Origin of the sequence: Arthrobacter sp. Marseille-P9274, assembly GCF_946892675.1 — a bacterium.
Classification (GTDB): domain Bacteria; phylum Actinomycetota; class Actinomycetes; order Actinomycetales; family Micrococcaceae; genus Crystallibacter.
This window is the reverse complement of sequence record NZ_CAMPOV010000001.1, coordinates 948,445-964,678: the sequence shown is the minus strand read 5'-3', so window position 1 is coordinate 964,678 and position 16,234 is coordinate 948,445. Positions and strand designations below refer to the sequence as shown.

General features: G+C 69.9%; 14 protein-coding genes and 1 riboswitch. Of the genes, 5 read left to right on the top strand and 9 right to left on the bottom strand.

The annotated features are described in order from the left end of the window. Positions 1–58: 58 nt before the first annotated feature. Entirely contained in the window at positions 59–1,120 is a 1,062-nt protein-coding gene (locus OC550_RS04335) for an alpha/beta fold hydrolase (protein WP_262104069.1), read from the bottom strand. Between the two features lie 239 nt (positions 1,121–1,359). Between OC550_RS04335 and OC550_RS04330 the strand changes: the two genes are divergently transcribed. Beyond that, entirely contained in the window at positions 1,360–2,127 is a 768-nt protein-coding gene (locus OC550_RS04330; protein WP_262106248.1) for an SGNH/GDSL hydrolase family protein, read from the top strand. Positions 2,128–2,142: 15 nt separating this feature from the next. After that, positions 2,143–3,351: a winged helix DNA-binding domain-containing protein gene (locus OC550_RS04325; RefSeq protein ID WP_262104068.1), complete on the top strand. Its 1,209-nt coding sequence runs from the start codon at positions 2,143–2,145 to the stop codon at positions 3,349–3,351. A gap of 44 nt (positions 3,352–3,395) precedes the next feature. Here the strand turns inward: OC550_RS04325 and OC550_RS04320 are convergent, their stop codons facing one another. Further along, positions 3,396–4,523 (bottom strand): homoserine O-acetyltransferase, encoded by a 1,128-nt coding sequence (locus OC550_RS04320; RefSeq protein WP_262104067.1) that lies wholly within the window; start codon positions 4,521–4,523, stop codon positions 3,396–3,398. Positions 4,524–4,556: 33 nt separating this feature from the next. Beyond that, the gene (locus OC550_RS04315; RefSeq protein WP_262104066.1) at positions 4,557–5,876 is read right to left on the bottom strand and encodes a bifunctional o-acetylhomoserine/o-acetylserine sulfhydrylase; all 1,320 of its coding nucleotides are present in this window, start codon (positions 5,874–5,876) and stop codon (positions 4,557–4,559) included. 68 nt (positions 5,877–5,944) lie between these two features. Continuing rightward, positions 5,945–6,059: riboswitch (SAM riboswitch) on the bottom strand. A gap of 110 nt (positions 6,060–6,169) precedes the next feature. Between OC550_RS04315 and OC550_RS04310 the strand changes: the two genes are divergently transcribed. After that, entirely contained in the window at positions 6,170–6,811 is a 642-nt protein-coding gene (locus OC550_RS04310) for a VOC family protein (RefSeq protein WP_262104065.1), read from the top strand. Between the two features lie 189 nt (positions 6,812–7,000). After that, a complete protein-coding gene (locus OC550_RS04305; RefSeq protein WP_262104064.1) occupies positions 7,001–7,963 on the top strand; it encodes a hypothetical protein in 963 nt (320 codons plus the stop codon). A gap of 162 nt (positions 7,964–8,125) precedes the next feature. Here OC550_RS04305 and OC550_RS04300 read toward each other — a convergent pair whose 3' ends face one another. Beyond that, positions 8,126–8,905, bottom strand: a complete 780-nt coding sequence (locus OC550_RS04300) for a CPBP family intramembrane glutamic endopeptidase (protein ID WP_262104063.1) — start codon at positions 8,903–8,905, stop codon at positions 8,126–8,128. Positions 8,906–9,210: 305 nt separating this feature from the next. On the opposite strand from OC550_RS04300, the gene OC550_RS04295 reads away from it, so the two are divergent. Next, positions 9,211–9,810 (top strand): TIGR03086 family metal-binding protein, encoded by a 600-nt coding sequence (locus tag OC550_RS04295; protein WP_262104062.1) that lies wholly within the window; start codon positions 9,211–9,213, stop codon positions 9,808–9,810. Between the two features lie 100 nt (positions 9,811–9,910). Here the strand turns inward: OC550_RS04295 and OC550_RS04290 are convergent, their stop codons facing one another. Genes OC550_RS04290 through OC550_RS04270 form a run of 5 tightly spaced genes read right to left on the bottom strand, consistent with a single transcriptional unit; the run spans position 9,911 to position 16,180 of the window. Beyond that, on the bottom strand, positions 9,911–11,140 hold the full coding sequence (locus OC550_RS04290; RefSeq protein ID WP_262104061.1) for an imidazolonepropionase: 1,230 nt from the start codon (positions 11,138–11,140) through the stop codon (positions 9,911–9,913). Further along, entirely contained in the window at positions 11,137–12,555 is a 1,419-nt protein-coding gene (locus OC550_RS04285) for a formimidoylglutamate deiminase (RefSeq protein WP_262104060.1), read from the bottom strand. Before OC550_RS04285 ends, OC550_RS04290 begins: the two co-directional genes overlap by 4 nt. Then, complete coding sequence (locus OC550_RS04280) at positions 12,552–13,751, bottom strand: allantoate amidohydrolase (RefSeq protein ID WP_262104059.1); 1,200 nt, start codon at positions 13,749–13,751, stop codon at positions 12,552–12,554. Before OC550_RS04280 ends, OC550_RS04285 begins: the two co-directional genes overlap by 4 nt. Positions 13,752–13,761: 10 nt before the next feature. Next, complete coding sequence (locus tag OC550_RS04275; protein ID WP_262104058.1) at positions 13,762–15,450, bottom strand: urocanate hydratase; 1,689 nt, start codon at positions 15,448–15,450, stop codon at positions 13,762–13,764. Positions 15,451–15,481: 31 nt separating this feature from the next. Then, positions 15,482–16,180 carry an IclR family transcriptional regulator gene (locus OC550_RS04270; protein WP_262106247.1) on the bottom strand — a complete coding sequence of 233 codons (699 nt, stop codon included), beginning with the start codon at positions 16,178–16,180 and terminating at the stop codon, positions 15,482–15,484. Positions 16,181–16,234: the final 54 nt, after the last annotated feature.

The window sequence follows — 16,234 nt, the reverse complement described above, 5'->3', positions numbered from 1 at the left end:
ACTACTTGAAGCTTCAAGTTAGGTCGGTCGGGGTTACCGCGGCCTTTCAGCGCGGGGCTTAGTGCAGCCCCGCGGCCGATTCGATATGCGCGGTCAGCTCGGCCTGGAATTCGGCCGGATACTCAAGGTGCGGCGAATGCCCGCAGTTCGGCAGTACCACCTCCCGGGAACTGCCGCCGCGGGCCGCGTACTCCTCAAGCAGTGCACGGGTCTGGGCGACCATCGGCTGCGGCGGTGCAACGTCCTCGCCGGGCCAGCCCGGAATAATGCCGGCTTTGCCCAGCTGGTTGACATCGAAGAACGACGCGTCCGAGACGATGGCATCCGCATCGCCGCGGATCCAAAGGATGGGCGGCTTCACCGTCAGTCCAGCGAGCGCGCTGACGTTGAAATACCCGGGGGCCATCGCATTCGCAATTCCCCGCTTGCCGGCGGCGAAGCCCGGCCAGTTGTCCGACGGCAGCGAGTCGCCCGGGTAATGGTCGTCGCCGGTGCGCGTGCTGAGCATCGATTCCACCCAGACGTCCTCGAGCGGGGAGCTGAAGCCGGCATGGATGTAGGCCGAGCGGAAGACGCTCAGCGGTGACGTCGGCGCCTCGGCGCTCCGGTCGCCGGCACGCAGCCGCGCCACAAAATCCGGGCTCACTCCCCCGCCGCCGCACCCGGCGTCGTCCTCGGTCAGCCGCCGGCCCTCGGGACCGGCCGTGCCGCCGAAGCCATAGGGCGGAACCGGCGCCTGCAGCGTGAGCGAATGCACCGGGTGCTCCAGCGCGTACTGCATCGCGACTCCGCCGCCCATACTCCAGCCGACCAGGTGCACCGCGGCCAGCCCCAGGACGTCGACGGTGGCGGCGAGATCATCGCTGAAGTCACCGAGGCCGCGCGTGGCATCCACGGGGGCCGGGTCGGTCGCCCCGAATCCGCGCAGGTCGACCGCGATGACCCGGTAATCCTCCGGCAGCCGGAGCATCAGCTCCTGCCAGAAGAGCGCTGACGAGATGTTGCCATGGACCAGGACCACCGGGATGCCCTCAGGACTGTCACCCTGCCGTTCCAGCACGTTGACGGTCAGCCGGTCCGTAGGCAGTCGGCGCGCAGCGATGCCATCCAGCAGCGTCATGGTTCCTCCCGAGGGGTCCACGGCAACCCTCGTTGGCCGCCTTGGACCCCAACACTAGCCCCGCTCTCATGGTGGGCGCCAGCATTTTCTGAAAGGCGATTCAGGTTTTTGGCCAACCGTTTCGGTGGCGAAGTTGGGAGGCGGGAGAGACCATGGTGCTTGTGACCAACCTGAGCCATGCCGAACCATTCTCGTCTCCGAGCCGCACGCCCGACCACCCGTGGAGCCGCTTCGTCGCGATGGGCGATTCCTTCACCGAAGGCATCGGCGACCCCGACCCTGACAGCCCCGGCGGCCACCGCGGCTGGGCGGACCGGGTGGCAGAAGAACTCAGCCGCGGCCACGCCGACTTCGCCTATGCCAACCTGGCCATCCGCGGCCGGCTGCTGCAGCAGATCATCGAAGAGCAGCTGCAGCCGGCGCTGGACCTGTCGCCGGACCTGATCTCCATCTGTGCCGGCGGCAACGACGTCATCCGGCGCAGCGGCGACCCGGATGCGCTGGCCGAGAAGATGGACGTCGCCATTGCCAAGCTGGCCGATTCGGGGGCCACGATCGTGCTCTTCACGGCACCGGACATCGGCGACACGCCCGTCATCGGCAGCGTCCGCGGCAAGGCCGCGATCTTCAACGAGAACCTGCGCACCGTGGCCGCCCGGCACGACGCGATCATCGCCGACATGTGGGCCCTGCGCCAGCTCAAGGATGCACGGATGTGGGCGCCGGACCGGCTGCATTTCTCCCCGCTGGGCCACCACACGGTCGCCGCGATGGTGCTCGATGCCTTGAATGTCCGGCACGCGCTGCACCCCGAGATTCCGAACCCGCTGCCGCCGAAGCGTTGGCGGACGGCGCGGAGCGAGGACCTGGTCTGGGCTCGGCAGCACCTGGTGCCGTGGGTGGTGCGCAGGCTGCGGCACCAGTCCTCGGGCGACGGCATCTCGGCCAAACGACCGACCGCGGGCCCCATTTTCGGCCCGGGCATGCCGCCGGGCGCGGCGGGGTAGCGCCGGATGCCGGGGGTGCTGGCGGCAGCCGCGATTCCGCGCCGGCGGCTGCTGGCCCAGCGGCTCTGGGGCCCGGGAGCCGCGGACGCACCCGCTGCCGTGAAGGCCCTGCTGGCCGTCCAGGCCCAGGAGTACGCGTACGCGCGCTGGTCCCTGGCCCAGCGGTGCGCCGGTTCCGGGCAGGACGACGCCGGAGCCGTCGATTCGGCCATCAGGGGCGGGACGGTCCTGCGGACCCACGTGCTCCGGCCGACCTGGCACTTCGTGCACCGAGGGGACCTGCGCTGGCTGATGATGCTCTCCGCCCCGCGGCTGCGTGCCGGCAACACGTCGCGGGACCGCCAGCTGGGGATCGACGCCGACACGGTGTGCAGCAGCAACGACGTGCTCGGCGCCGTCGTCGCGGACGGTCGGAACGCGACCCGGGAGGACCTGGCCGCCGCCTTGGAACAGGCCGGGCTGCTGCCGGACACCGGGGAGAAACTCATGGGCTCCCCGCTGCGCAACCAGCGGCTGGCCCATCTGGTCTACCACGCGGAGCTGGACGAGGTCCTGGTCAGCGGCGTGCCGCGGCCGACCCCCGGCGGAACCGTGCGGCAGACCTATGCCGCCTTCGACGAGCGGGTGCCCCGTCTGTCCTGCGGCTTCGACCGGGACACGGCCCTGGCGATGCTGGTCCGTCGCTACTTTTCCGGCCACGGCCCGGCCACCGTCAAGGACTGCGCGCTGTGGTCCCGCCTGACGCAGTCAGACGTCCGGCGCGGCCTCGCGGTATCGGCGGGCTGCGCGGATGGTGCCGCCGGTGTTGATTCTGCCGGTGTTGATTATTCCGGTGTTGATTCTGCCGTGGTCGACGGCCACGAGTTCCTCTGGTTCGACGACGGCGGGTCCCCCGCGCGCGGTCCGCGCAGTCCGCGGGTGGACCTGATCCAGTGCTACGACGAGTACGTCATGGGCTACACCCCCACCCGTGGCTATCTGGGCGGCGCCGCTCCCGCCCCGGCCAACGCGAAGGTGCCCAGCCACGTGGTGCTTCTGGACGGGCGGATGATCGGGAACTGGCAGCACGCACTCAAGCCGGGCACCGCCGTCGTCAATCTCCTGCTGCACCGGACGCTGGAGGATGGCGAAGAGCAGGCGCTGCACAGTGCGCTGGAACGGTACCGGACGTTCCTGGCCCGGCCGCTGAGCGCGGACATCTCCGTGCGCGCCGCCGCCGGTTAGCAGCCCGTGGAGCTGGCGCTGCCGCCGCCGGCGGAGGTGCGAAGCTAGCCGCGGGGGAAGAAGCTGGCGGCGAACTCGTCGTGCAGCTGGTGGATGTCCGTCAGGAACCCGTCGTGGCCGGTCGGCACCTGGATCATGTGGACCTTCACGGGGTTGGGCAGAGCCGCTGCGAGCTGCCGCGACTGCTCCGGGAAGTACAGCCGGTCCGAGTCGACGGCGGCGATCAGGAACTCGGTCTCCGCTCCCGCCAGGGCCTCAGCCACAGAGCCGCGTCCGCGGGCCACGTCGTGGCTCATCAGGGCCTCGGTCATGTGGATGTAGCTGTTGGCGTCGAAGCGGCCCGCCAGCTTGGTGGCCTGGTGGTCCAGGTAGCTTTCCACCGCGTAGCGGCCGCGGCCGGCGGCGGTGACGCTGCCGAAGGGCTGCTCGGCGCCCTGGGCGTTGCGGCCGAAGCGGTACTCGAACTCCGGCTCGGAGCGGTAATTGATGTGCGCGATCCGGCGGGCAATGCCGAGGCCGTCCACCGGGGCCGGACCCTCGTAGTAGTCGCCGCCGTTGAAGTTCGGGTCGAGCCGAATGGCCAAAACCTGGGCCTGGGCGAAGGCGATCTGTTCCGCCGTGCTGGCGGCGCCGCAGGCAATCACGGCGCAGCGGGCTGTGCGCTCGGGATAGGTCGCGGCCCATTCGAGCGCCCGTGCCCCGCCCATGGATCCGCCGAGGACCGCGTGCCAGCGGCGGATGCCGAGCAGGTCCGCGAGACGGGCTTCGGCGTGGACCGAATCACGGACGGTGACCATCGGGAAGCGGGAGCCCCAGGGACGTCCGTCCGGTCCCGGCGATGCCGGGCCAGTGGATCCGTAGCAGCCGCCAACCATGTTGGCAGCCACCACGAAGTACCTGTCGGTATCGATGGTTGCCCCGGGGCCCACCAGCGCATCCCACCAGCCCGGCTCGTCGGAGACTCCACGGGCAACATGCGTGCTGCCGGTCAGGGCATGCTGGATGAGCACGGCATTGGAGGCATCCTCGTTCAGGGTGCCCCAGGTCTCGTAACCGAGGACGACCTCCGGCAGATAGCCGCCGGTCTCGAATTCCAGGGCTCCGATGGATGCGTGGCGCAAGATGCCGTCCGCTGCCGTGTTCAGCAATTCCTGTGGTTGCAGTGTTGTCAAAGTGATGCCCGTGATTCCTTCATCTCTAAGCGCCTAGGCTGCGCCCTTGGCCGCGCGGAAACCGGCTTCCAGGTCCGCGATGATGTCGTCGATGTGTTCAATGCCGACGGCGAGCCGGACGAGGCCCGGGGTGACGCCGGCGGCGGCCTGGGCCTCCGGCGACAGCTGCGCGTGCGTGGTCGACGCCGGGTGGATCACCAGCGAGCGTACGTCACCGACGTTAGCCACGTGCGAATGGAGTTCCAGTCCGTCGACGAAGCGCTTGCCGGCTTCGAGTCCGCCGGAGATCTCGAAGGCGATGATGGCCCCGGTTCCCTTCGGGCCGTACTTGCGGCCGCGGTCGTACCACGGGCTGGAAGGCAACCCCGCGTACGCAACGGACTCGACGGCGTCGTTCTTTTCCAACCACTGCGCCACCTGCTGCGCGTTGGAAACGTGCCGCTCCACGCGCAGGCTCAAGGTCTCCAGGCCCTGGGCGATGAGGAAGGCATTGAACGGTGCCACCGAGGAGCCCAGGTCGCGCAGCAGCTGGACGCGTGCCTTGAGGATGTAGGCGAGGTTCGCGCCGAGCGCGCCGCCGACGCCGAGGTCGCGGGCGAAGACCAGGCCGTTGTAGCTCTCGTCCGGGGTGTTGAAGCCCGGGAACCTCTCCGGGTCCTTGGCGAAGTCGAAGTTGCCCGAGTCCACGACGACGCCGGCGATGGCGCTGCCGTGGCCGCCCAGGTACTTGGTGGCGGAGTGCACGACGATGTCCGCGCCCCATTCGATCGGACGGATCAGGTACGGGGTGGACAGGGTGTTGTCGACGATCAGCGGCACGCCGGCCTCATGGGCGGCGGCGCTGACGCCCTCGATGTCCAGGACATCCTGGCGCGGGTTCGAGACGACTTCGCCGAAGAATGCCTTGGTGTTCGGCTGCACGGCCGCGCGCCACTGGTCCAGGTTGTCCGGGTCCGCCACGAAGGTCACCTGAATGCCGAACTTCCGCAGCGTGTTCTGGAACAGGTTGTAGGTGCCGCCGTAGAGGCTCGGGCTGGCAACGATGTGGTCTCCGGCCTCCGCCAAGTTCAGGATGGAGAACGTGGACGCGGCCTGGCCCGAGGACAACAGGAGCGCGCCGACGCCGCCTTCGAGGCTGGCGATGCGGGTTTCGACGGCTTCCTGCGTGGGGTTCCCGATGCGGGTGTAGATGGGCGCCAGCTCCTGCAGCGCAAAGCGGTCGGCCGCGCTGTCGGTGCTGGGGAAGACGAACGATGTGGTCTGGTAGATCGGCAGCGCCCGGGCTCCGGTTGCCGCATCCGGCTCCTGGCCGGCGTGGATCTGACGGGTTTCGAATGACCAGTTGTTGGACATAACTGCAACTCCCTCGCTGATATGAAGGGGTCAGCACTGCGGCCGCCGGTGGCGTGGCTGCAGGTTGCGACCCGCGCTTGCTTCGCGCCTGGTGGCGGAAACCAGGTCTTCACCCGGGGCACCCCACCGCGGTTGGAGGGTTGCCGGCCAGCAAGCCGGGGCTCGATGCTGGCACTCATGACCTGTATCAAGGTTCGGCGAAGGCCTGCGGATCGGCAAGTATGTGACGGCGTGTGAATGTAGCTTAGGCCACCCTAAGTCGAGAGGCACATCACAAAATGCCAAGATGAGTTATGCGTTTCGACCACGTTTCCTATGCATGTGAACCCGATGGCCTGGCTGCCACCACCGAGCGTATTGCCTCGGCCCTAGGCATCGAGGCAGTCAAGGGCGGGGTGCATCCCCGCTTCGGCACCCGGAACACGATCTTCCCCCTTGCCGACCACCACTATCTCGAGGTCGTCGAGGTGCTGGCCCACCCGGCGTCGGACAAGGCACCCTTCGGCCAGGCGGTGCGCGCCCGGTCCGAGGCCGGCGGCGGCTGGATGGGCTGGTGCGTTGAGGTCGACGACCTCGCGCCGTTCGAGGAAAGGCTGGGCCGGCATGCCGTCCCGGGCAATCGCAAGTTCCCCGACGGCCGGGAGCTGACCTGGCAGCAGATCGGCATCAAGGGCCTGATCGCGGACCCGCAGGTGCCGTACATGCTGCGCTGGGACGAGGGCACGGAAGACCTGCATCCGTCCAAGGCCTACGATGCGACCGCCAAGCTGATCGGCCTGACCATCGCCGGCTCCTCGGCGCGGGTGGCGGACTGGCTGGGCACGCCGGTGGACGCGCTCCTGGACGACATCAAGGTCGCCTGGACGGCACCGAACGGCACGCCGGGCATCATGTCCGTGCGCTTCGAGACCCCGAACGGCATCGTCGAGCTCTAGTTCCCGGCGCCCGCGCCCCTTTTCTGCCTGAGGCTCCGTTTTGGTTGCCTGCTCCGCTTCGAACTGGAGCGGAGCAACCAAAACGGAGCCTCTTGCATTCTGCCTACACAGGATCGCCGGGGCTCTCGGGATCCACAGACCCGGACATGACCATGCACCTACCGCTCTGTCTGGCGGCAGGCTGTGGGCATGCGACTCATCTATTCCCGAGACGTCGAAATAGCAGGCCAGGACCGGCATGCGCTGGCGGTCAAGGCCAGAATCGGAAAGCTCATTAGGCTCCGCCGCGGCGTGTATGCAGAGGCGGCGCCGTTCGAAGAACTGCCGTGGTGGGAGCAACAGCGGGTCCGCATCGACGCTGTTGTCGGGACCGGGAGGAGGGACCGGGCACTGATCCGGCAATCCGCCGCCGCTTTATGGGGCATTCCGGTAATCCGCCGATCGCCCCTGGTGTACGTCCTGGCACGCGATGGTACGCATGGACGCACACGCTCGGGAGTGGCCGTCCAGCAGTGCGTGCTTCTTGAGCCGCTGACCACATATGGCGGCTATATAGTGACATCCCGAGCGCAGACGGTCATAGATATCGCCGCCAACAGCCCCTTCGCGGAAGCCGTGCCTGCAATGGACCATGTCCTTCGAGTCGACGACCGGCACGGCCTTGCTGCCCTCGACGTTGAGCGGCTCCGGTTTCTGGCTTCGATGCTGCCCCCTGCGAAACGGCGCCGGGTCGAGAAGGTGCTGGCCTTTACCAATGGGGCGGCGCAGTCTGCCGGCGAGTCCTACTCAAGGGCTCTCATGTACGTGAATCACTTTCCGGAACCGCAATTGCAGTGGCCGGTCGATGATCCGCAGGGCAGTAGGGTCGGAATCCTGGACTTCTTCTGGCCGCTCCAAAAACTGGCAGGCGAGTTCGACGGGGCCGTCAAGTACTCCCGGGACGCCTATCTGAAGGGCGACACCCCCGCAGGTGCAGTTGTTCGGGAGAAGAAGCGTGAGGATCGCATCAGGGCCACCGGTATTCGGGTTTCCCGCTGGATGTGGGATGACATCTGGCAGCCCGATTCCCAAGAGCCGCCGCGCTTGGTCTCCCTCCTTCGCCAGGCGGGACTCCCACAGGATCGTTGGAGCCAGAGCTGGACCAATATGTAGCGGCAACTGTTTCGTGCGTCTTCCGCTCCGGCTTGGTATGACGCTCCGTTTTGGCCGCGCGGCTCCAGTTCGAGTGGGAGCTCGCTGCCAAAACGGAGCGGGCCGCTTCGGCTGAGCCCGCCGCGGGGTTGCGTGAGTCGGTGCGGGAGCGGATGGGGTGGGTCAGTTGCCGATGCCGATGGCGGGGCCGAGGAGGGCGTAGCCGACGAAGCCGGCGATGTCGAGGAGGGCGTGGGCGACGACGAGCGGCATGACGCGGCGGGTCCGGGTGTAGGCGTATCCGAAGATGAGGCCCATCAGGAAGTTGCCGACGCCGGGCCCGATCCCTTGGTAGAGGTGGTAGCTGCCGCGGATCGCGGCGCTGGTGAGGATGACGGTCCAGGTCCCCCAGCCAAGCTTGGCCAGCCGGTCGAACAGGTAGCCGACCATGACGACTTCCTCCAGGACGGCGTGGCGGAGGGCGGAGAGGATGAGCACGGGAACCGTCCACCAGTACTGGTCGAGGGCAGCCGGGACCACCGCCGTCGTAATTCCCAGGGCCCGTCCGGCAGCGTAGACGCCCAGGGTGCCGGCGCCGATCAGGGCGGCCAGGCCGAAGCCGAGGCCGAAGTCGATGCCCGGCCGGGAGAAGGTGAAACCGATCTTCCTGAAGGCTGTCTTGCCGGGCGAGGTCATCAGGAGCACCACCAGCGCCACCGGCACGAGGGCAAAGAAGATGCCGAGCAATTGGTAGAGCAGGTCGAAGAACTCGCGCTCGTTGAGCACCGGGTTCAGGGACGTGGTCTGCGAGGCCAGCGGGCCGCGGGTCATCTTGTCGGCCAGGTTCACGATGGAGTAGACGGCGGACTGGCCCAGCGAGAGGCCGAGCACGATCAGGATCTCGGCCCGGTAGTACTTGCGGGTGCGGGGCATCGCCCCGGTCGTCACGGTCTCGCTCTGCATGGATCTATCTTGCCAAGCCGGCGGCTGTGGGGCATGCATACGGCGCAGGCAGGGTGTTCGGCCACCTCCCGCGATCCGCTCTCGCGCCGCGGGCGGCCCGGATGCTCGGGAACGGCGGGCATCTACCTCGCGCAGTCAGGGTTGGCTCCACTTCCCGCGATCCGCTCTCGAGCCACGGGCGGTCCGGGTGCTCGGGAACGGCGCGCATGTTCCTCTCGCAGGCCGGGCGTTGAGGCACTTGCGGCCCGCGTGGCCCGCGGCCACACTGGAGCAACGGCAGGCGAGCGTCCGAGGAGGCACCCGGCATGATCGATCTAGTTCCTGCAGCGCGCGAGGTTGCCATGTTGGCCGTGGGCATCCAGGACCGTCAGCTGGACGCTGCGACGCCATGCGAAGGGAAGACCGTCGGGGACCTGCTGGACCATTTCATGGGACTCACCGTCGCCTTCCGCGACGCGGCGACGAAGGCGTCCCTGGAGGCCGGCTACGACGACGGGCTAGCGGGATCTCCCGCGGAGATGTGGGGCTCGGGCGTGCGGCTGGATCCGGACTGGCGCCGCCTCCTTCCTCAACGACTCGATGAGCTGACGGCGGCGTGGGCCGAACCTGCCGCTTGGGAGGGCATGGCGCGGGCCGGCGGCGTCACCTTGCCCGCCGAGGTGATGGGGCTGGTCGCCTTGGACGAGCTGGTTCTCCACGGGTGGGATCTCTCCCGCGGCACGGACCAGCCCTTCAGCTGTGATCCGGTCAGCCTGAAGGCGGTCCACGGTTTCGTCCTGCAGTCCACGGAGGAACCGGCCGCCCGGGAGGGCGTGTTCGGGCCGGTGGTCGAGGTGCCGGAGGATGCCCGGCTACTGGACCGCACCCTGGGTCTGGCAGGCCGCGACCCGGACTGGACCCCATAGCCAGTCGGCCGACCTGATGAACCCCGTAGCCGGCGCGGGGCTATCCCGGGGAAGGGATCAGTCCGCCCGCTCGCCAGCGCGGGACTGTCCCGCAAGGGGCTCAGACAGCCCGTTCGCCGGCCCGCCACACGGCCGCGGTCAGCGGCATGCCCGGCCGGTAGGCCAGGTGCGTCACGGACGGTGCGTTGAGCAGGTGCAGGTCGGCGCGGTGTCCGACGGCGACCGATCCCACCGCGCGCAGGCCGTCCTCGTCCGACCCCCTGTGCCGGCCCAGCGCCAGCGCGCCGCCATAGGTCGCCGCACGGACAGCTTCGTGCACGCTCAACCCCATCTGCAGCACGGCCGTGGCCACGCAGTAGTTCATCGAACTCGTGTACGAGGTGCCGGGATTGCAGTTGGAGGCCAGCGCGATCTCGACGCCGGCGTCGAGCAGCCTGCGTCCGCGGGCCAGCGGCTGGCGGGTGGACAGGTCGCAGGCCGGCAGGCAGGTAGCCACGGTGCCCCGCTCCCCCGTCCCGCCGCGGGTGTCCCAGCCGGACCACGTGCCCGCGAGCGCGTCCACGTCGACGTCGGTCAGGTAATTGACGTGGTCAACGCTGGCGGCTGCGAACTCGACAGCCAGCTGCACGCCGGGCCCCTCGCCCAGCTGGTTGCCGTGCACCCGCAGGCCCAGCCCGGCGTCCCGGCAGGCCGCGAGTACCCGGCGCGACTGCTCCTCGGTGAACGCGCCGCGCTCGCAGAAGACGTCAGCCCACTGCACGTAGGGGCGCACCGCCGCCAGCATTCCGCCGCAGACCAGCTCGGTGTACTCGTCCGCGTCCGCGCCCGCCGGCACCAGGTGGGCGCCCAGGTAGGTCACCTGGTCCGCCACGGTGGAGGCGATCCGGGCGCTGCGGGCCTCCTGCTCGACCGAGAGCCCGTAGCCCGTCTTGGTCTCCAGGTAGGTGGTGCCGCCGGCGACGGCCTCCGCGGCGCGGCCCAGCAGGAGCCGGGTCAGGTCGTAGTCGCTGGCCCCGCGGGTGGCAGCCACCGTCACCGCGATCCCGCCGGCGGCGTAGTCCTGCCCCGCCATCCGGGCCTCGAATTCGGCCGTCCGGTCCCCGGCGAAAACCAGGTGGGTGTGCGAGTCCACCCAGCCCGGCAGCAGGGCTCGGCCCTCGGCGTCGAACCGCGAGTCCGCGTCCGGCGCGTCCGCCGCGGAGCCGAGCCAGCTGATCCGCTCACCCTCCATCACGACGGCGGCATTCCGCAGCACGCCCTCCGCGCCGCGGGCTGGGTCCACGGTTGTGAGTTCCCCTATGTTCGTGATCAGCGTCGACGGCCGGGTCATGCCGAGACGCCGTCCGCCGCGGAGACCGAAGGCTCGCCGTGCCGGCCTACGGCCCGCGCACCGGCGTCGTCCACCCGCTCGATCGCCGCGGCCAGCAGCCGTGCGGGATCGCCCAGCGTGGCGTGTATTCCGTGGCGCGCGGCCAGCCGTCCGCTCACGACGACGGCGGTAACATCCTGCGCGGTGGCCGTGAGGGCGAGCTGGTCGGGCCGGGAGCCGACGGTGCGCACGCTGGCCGGGTCCACCGCCATCAGGTCGGCGTAGCTGCCCGGCCGGAAGCCCGCCGATTTCCGCCCGAGCGACAGGGCGCCGCTGTCCGTGGCCGACTGATGGAGGTCCTCGGGCCGGAACCAGCCACGCTGGCCGGAGCGCAGCCGTTCGCCGTGTTCCAGCGCGCGCATCTCCAGCCAGGGGTCGACGACGGCGTGCTGGTCCGTGCCGAGGGCGATCCGGGCGCCCGCGTCCCGCAGCTTCGCGGCGGGGCCGATCCCGTCCGCGAGGTCCGCTTCGGTCGTCGGGCACATCACGATGGTGGCATGGGCGCGGCCGAGCAGCGCGATGTCCGCCTCGGTCAGGTGCGTCGCATGCACGGCGCTGAGGCGGTCGGTGAGCAGGCCGTGCCGGTGGAGCAGGGCCGTCGGCGTCATGCCGGTGGCCTGCAGGCACGCCTGGTTCTCGGCAGGCTGCTCCGACAGGTGGATGTGCAGCGGCAGGTCCGCTGGAAGCTGTTCGGCGATGTCCGGCAGCGCCTCGGCCGGCACCCCGCGGACGGAGTGCAGGGCCGCGCCGACCGTGACCTGGTCCGGCCCGAACTTCCGCGCCACCGTCTCGCGCAGCGACTGCAGCCGGGTCAGCCACGCCTGCGCATCGGCGTCCCCGAACCGGGCCTGCTCGGGCGCCAGCGGCTGGCCGATGCCGCCAGCCAGGTAGCAGGTGTCGAGGAGCGTCAGCCGGATCCGCGCGTTCACCGCCGCCCGGGCCAGCGCGAGCTCCATCGCATGTTCGCCGCCGGACTCCGGGCCGTAGGGGGTGCCGTCCGGCCGGTGGTGGACGTAGTGGAATTCCGCCACGCTGGTGAAGCCGGCAACGACCATCTCGGCGAAGACCGCAGTGGCCAGCTGCTCGTAGACCTCGGGCGTCAGCGCACCGGCGGCCTTGTACATCTGCTCGCGCCAGCTCCAGAAACTGCCCACTCCCATGTCGTGGGTGCGGCCGCGCAGCACCCGGTGGAAGGCGTGCGAGTGCGCATTCGCCGCCGCCGGGAATGCCACTCCGGACAGCCGGACGTCGGCGGGCTCCGGCTTCGTGCCGGTCTTCATCCGGGTCACGATTCCGCTCGCGTCGACCTCCAGCCGGACGCCCTCGAGCACGCCGCGGCCGCGGATCCAGCCCGCCTCGCACCAGACGCCGCTCACAGCAGGGCCTCCAGCACGTCCGCGAGCGCCTCGGCCCCGGCATCGGCGTCCGCGTCCTCCACGTGTTCCTCGGGAGAATGCGAGATGCCGGTCGGGTTGCGGACAAAGACCATGGCCGACGGCGCATAGCCGGCCAGCACCCCGGCGTCGTGCCCCGCTCCGGTGGCCAGCAGCGGGGCTCCGGGTAGGGCGTTGCCGACCTGCCGCTGCAGTGCCGCATCGAACTGCACCGTCCCGCTGAAGGACTCCTCGGTCAGCGTCGCCGTGCAGCCCTCGAAGGCCGCGATCTTCTGCGCCTTGCCGTGGATGGCCTCCACCAGGCCGGCCGTGACCTCGTCGTCGGGATGCCGGACGTCCAGCCAGAGGTCCACCCGGGAGGCGATGACGTTGGTCCCGCCCGGCACCGGCTGCAGCCGCCCCACCGTGGCCCGGGCGTCCCTGCGGGCGGCGGCGACCTGCCGCACGGCCAGGACGATCTGCGCGGCGGCCACCATGGGATCCTGCCGGTCCTCCATCAGGGTGGTGCCCGCGTGGTTGCCTTGGCCATGCACGCTCAGCTTCCAGCGGCCGTGGCCAAGGATGGAAGTTCCGACGGCGATGGCGGGCCCGTCCTCGCCAAGGCCGCGGCCCTGCTCGACGTGCAGTTCGACGAAGTCCCCGATCCGCCCGAGCGCCTCCTCGTCCCGGCCCAGCAGCCGGGGGTCCAGTCCGTTGCGGCGGGCCACGTCGGCCAGGGTGTTGCCGTCGTCGTCCCTCAAATTCCTCGCCCTGTCGGCATCGATGGCGCCGGTGAGCAGCCGCGAGCCGAGGCAGGCGACGCCGAACCTGGAGCCCTCCTCCTCGGGAAAGACCGCCACGGCCAGCGACCGGTTCGGCTCCACGCCGCGTGCCTTGAGCACGTCCACGGCCGCCAGTGCCGATGCGACGCCCAGCGGCCCGTCAAAGGCCCCGCCGCCGGGCACCGAATCCAGATGGCTGCCGGTGACCAGGGCGCCCCGCTGCGGTTCGCCCCACCAGGCCCAGAGGATGCCGTTGCGGTCAGTGTCGACCGCCAGCCCGCGGCGTCCGGCCTGCTCGCTGAACCAGGCGCGTAGGTCCAGTTCGGCCGCCGAGTAGACCGGCCGAGTGTAGCCTCCGCGCACCGGGTCGCGTCCGACGTCGGCAATGGAGTCCAGCAACGATGTGACGGTGTCCATGGGCACTACCCTACTCACCCATCGGGATGCGCACCCCGCGCTCGGCGGCAACCTCCGCGGCGCGCTCGTAGCCGGCGTCGACGTGGCGGATGACGCCCATGCCCGGGTCGTTGGTGAGCAGGCGCTCCAGCTTCTGCGCCGCGAGCTCGGTGCCGTCGGCGACGGAGACCTGCCCGGCGTGGATGGAGCGGCCGATGCCCACGCCGCCGCCGTGGTGGATGGACACCCAGGTGGCGCCGGAGGACGTGTTGACCAGCGCGTTGAGCAGCGGCCAGTCCGCGATCGCATCCGAGCCGTCCGCCATCGCTTCGGTCTCCCGGTACGGGCTGGCGACCGAGCCGGAATCCAGGTGGTCCCGGCCGATCACGATCGGCGCCGAGACCTTGCCCTCGGCCACGAGCCGGTTGAACAGCAGGCCCGCCTTGTGCCGCTCGCCGTAGCCGAGCCAGCAGATCCGCGCGGGCAGGCCCTCGAACTCGACGTGCTCGGCGGCCGCATCGAGCCAGCGGTGCAGGTGATCGTTCTCCGGGAAGAGCTCCTTGATCGCCTGGTCCGTGACGCGGATGTCCTCCGGGTCGCCGGAGAGCGCCACCCAGCGGAACGGGCCCAGGCCCTCGCAGAACAGCGGGCGGATGTAGGCGGGGACGAAGCCGGGGAACTCGAAGGCCCGCCCGTAGCCGCCCTTGCGGGCCTCGTCGCGGATGGAGTTGCCGTAGTCGAACACCTCGGCGCCGGCATCCTGGAACTCCACCATCGCCTGCACGTGCCGGGCCATCGATGCCTGCGCCTTCTTCGTGAAGCCGGCCGGGTCCGCCTCGGCCTCGGCGCGCCAGTCCTCGAACGCGATGTCTTCGGGCAGGTAGCTCAGCGGGTCGTGGGCGGACGTCTGGTCCGTCACGACGTCGACCGTGAGTTCGCCGGCTCTGTGCCGGCGCAGGAGCTCGGGGAACACCGCGGCGGCGTTGCCCACGTAGCCCACGGAGAGCGGACGCTTCTCCTCCTTCGCCTTCAGGACCTTTGCGACGGCGGCGTCCAGGTCCGTTTCCACCTCATCCAGGTAGCGCTTGCCGGCGCGGCGGCGCAGCCGCGACTCGTCGACGTCGACAATCAGGCACGCTCCGCCGTTCAGCGTCACGGCGAGCGGCTGGGCCCCGCCCATGCCGCCGCAGCCGCCGGTCAGGGTCAGCGTTCCTGCCAGCGTGGCTCCCTGCTCTGCGAATTTCTTGGCCGCCACGGCGGCGAAGGTCTCGAAGGTGCCCTGCAGGATGCCCTGCGTGCCGATGTAGATCCAGGAGCCGGCGGTCATCTGGCCGTACATCATCAGGCCCTCGGCCTCGAGCCGGCGGAACTCCGGCCAGTTGGCCCAGTCCCCCACCAGGTTCGAGTTGGCGATCAGCACCCGCGGGGCCCACTCATGGGTGCGCAGCACGCCGACCGGCTTGCCGGACTGCACCAGCAGGGTCTCGTCCTTCTCCAGGGTTTCGAGGGTGCGGATGATGGCGTCGTAGGCTTCCCAGCTGCGCGCTGCACGGCCCGTGCCGCCGTACACCACCAGGTCCTCCGGCCGCTCGGCGACCTCGGGATCCAGGTTGTTCATCAGCATCCGCAGCGGCGCCTCGGTCTGCCAGCTCTTGGCAGTCAGGGCGGTGCCGCGGGGCGCTCGGATGGAGCGGGAGGGATCGTGCCGGGTGAACGTCATGGTGTCGAACTCTTTCTGTCCGTCGGGGCTGTCAGGAGGCGAACGGGGCGGTTGTGGCGGCCGGATCGACCACCGTGGGGTTGGCGAACAGCCGGCCGGCTTCCGCGGCGACGAGCTCGCCCAGTGACCGCGCGGCCTCCTTGGTGGTGCGGTAGCTGGGCGCGACGATACTCAGGGCGGCCACGACCTTGGATCCGGCCAGGACCGGGGCGGCCACCGCGGTGATATCCGGCTCCACTCCGTTGGCCACGACGGCGAAGGAACCCGGTTCCACGCCGCCCGCCAGGGCTTGGCCGGCGGCGCTGCCGTCCAGCGGGAAGGCGCGGCCCACCCAGTTGACGTGCCGGACCGTGTGCGTGCCTTCTTCGATGGCCAGGTACAGGCCGTGGGCGGGGCCTGTGGCAACGCTCAGGTAGGCCGATTCGCCGGTGCGCTCGACCAGGGCCCGCAGCGAGGCGCGGCTCGTTGCGACCAGCGACTCGTGGCTCAGGGCCTGCACGCCCAGCTGCACCATCCGGAATCCCGGCCGGTAGAGCCCGTCCCCCCGCTTCGCCACAAAGCCGCTGGCCTCGAGGGTGCGCAGCAGCCGCAGCGCCGTGCTCGCCGACAAGTCGACTTCCTTGGCGGCGTCGGCGAGTTTGACGCCGTCGCGCTCGCAGACCACGCGCAGCAGGCCGAGGGCGCGGTCGGCGGCGCGGGTAGTGGCATCGGGCCCGTTGGCGGAAGCCATGGTCACGCTCCGGAATCTCGTGGATTTGTTGCACTCAGTAAAACACTCATTTCA

What these genes read in the sequence shown, in the direction of transcription:
- OC550_RS04290 (WP_262104061.1), bottom strand. Translation starts at nt 11,140, where the DNA reads ATGACCCGGCCGTCGACGCTGATCACGAACATAGGGGAACTCACAACC.
- OC550_RS04270 (WP_262106247.1), bottom strand. Translation starts at nt 16,180, where the DNA reads ATGGCTTCCGCCAACGGGCCCGATGCCACTACCCGCGCCGCCGACCGC.
- OC550_RS04315 (WP_262104066.1), bottom strand. Translation starts at nt 5,876, where the DNA reads ATGTCCAACAACTGGTCATTCGAAACCCGTCAGATCCACGCCGGCCAG.
- OC550_RS04295 (WP_262104062.1), top strand. Translation starts at nt 9,211, where the DNA reads ATGATCGATCTAGTTCCTGCAGCGCGCGAGGTTGCCATGTTGGCCGTG.
- OC550_RS04275 (WP_262104058.1), bottom strand. Translation starts at nt 15,450, where the DNA reads ATGACGTTCACCCGGCACGATCCCTCCCGCTCCATCCGAGCGCCCCGC.
- OC550_RS04280 (WP_262104059.1), bottom strand. Translation starts at nt 13,751, where the DNA reads ATGGACACCGTCACATCGTTGCTGGACTCCATTGCCGACGTCGGACGC.
- OC550_RS04330 (WP_262106248.1), top strand. Translation starts at nt 1,360, where the DNA reads ATGGGCGATTCCTTCACCGAAGGCATCGGCGACCCCGACCCTGACAGC.
- OC550_RS04300 (WP_262104063.1), bottom strand. Translation starts at nt 8,905, where the DNA reads ATGCAGAGCGAGACCGTGACGACCGGGGCGATGCCCCGCACCCGCAAG.
- OC550_RS04310 (WP_262104065.1), top strand. Translation starts at nt 6,170, where the DNA reads ATGCGTTTCGACCACGTTTCCTATGCATGTGAACCCGATGGCCTGGCT.
- OC550_RS04335 (WP_262104069.1), bottom strand. Translation starts at nt 1,120, where the DNA reads ATGACGCTGCTGGATGGCATCGCTGCGCGCCGACTGCCTACGGACCGG.
- OC550_RS04305 (WP_262104064.1), top strand. Translation starts at nt 7,001, where the DNA reads ATGCGACTCATCTATTCCCGAGACGTCGAAATAGCAGGCCAGGACCGG.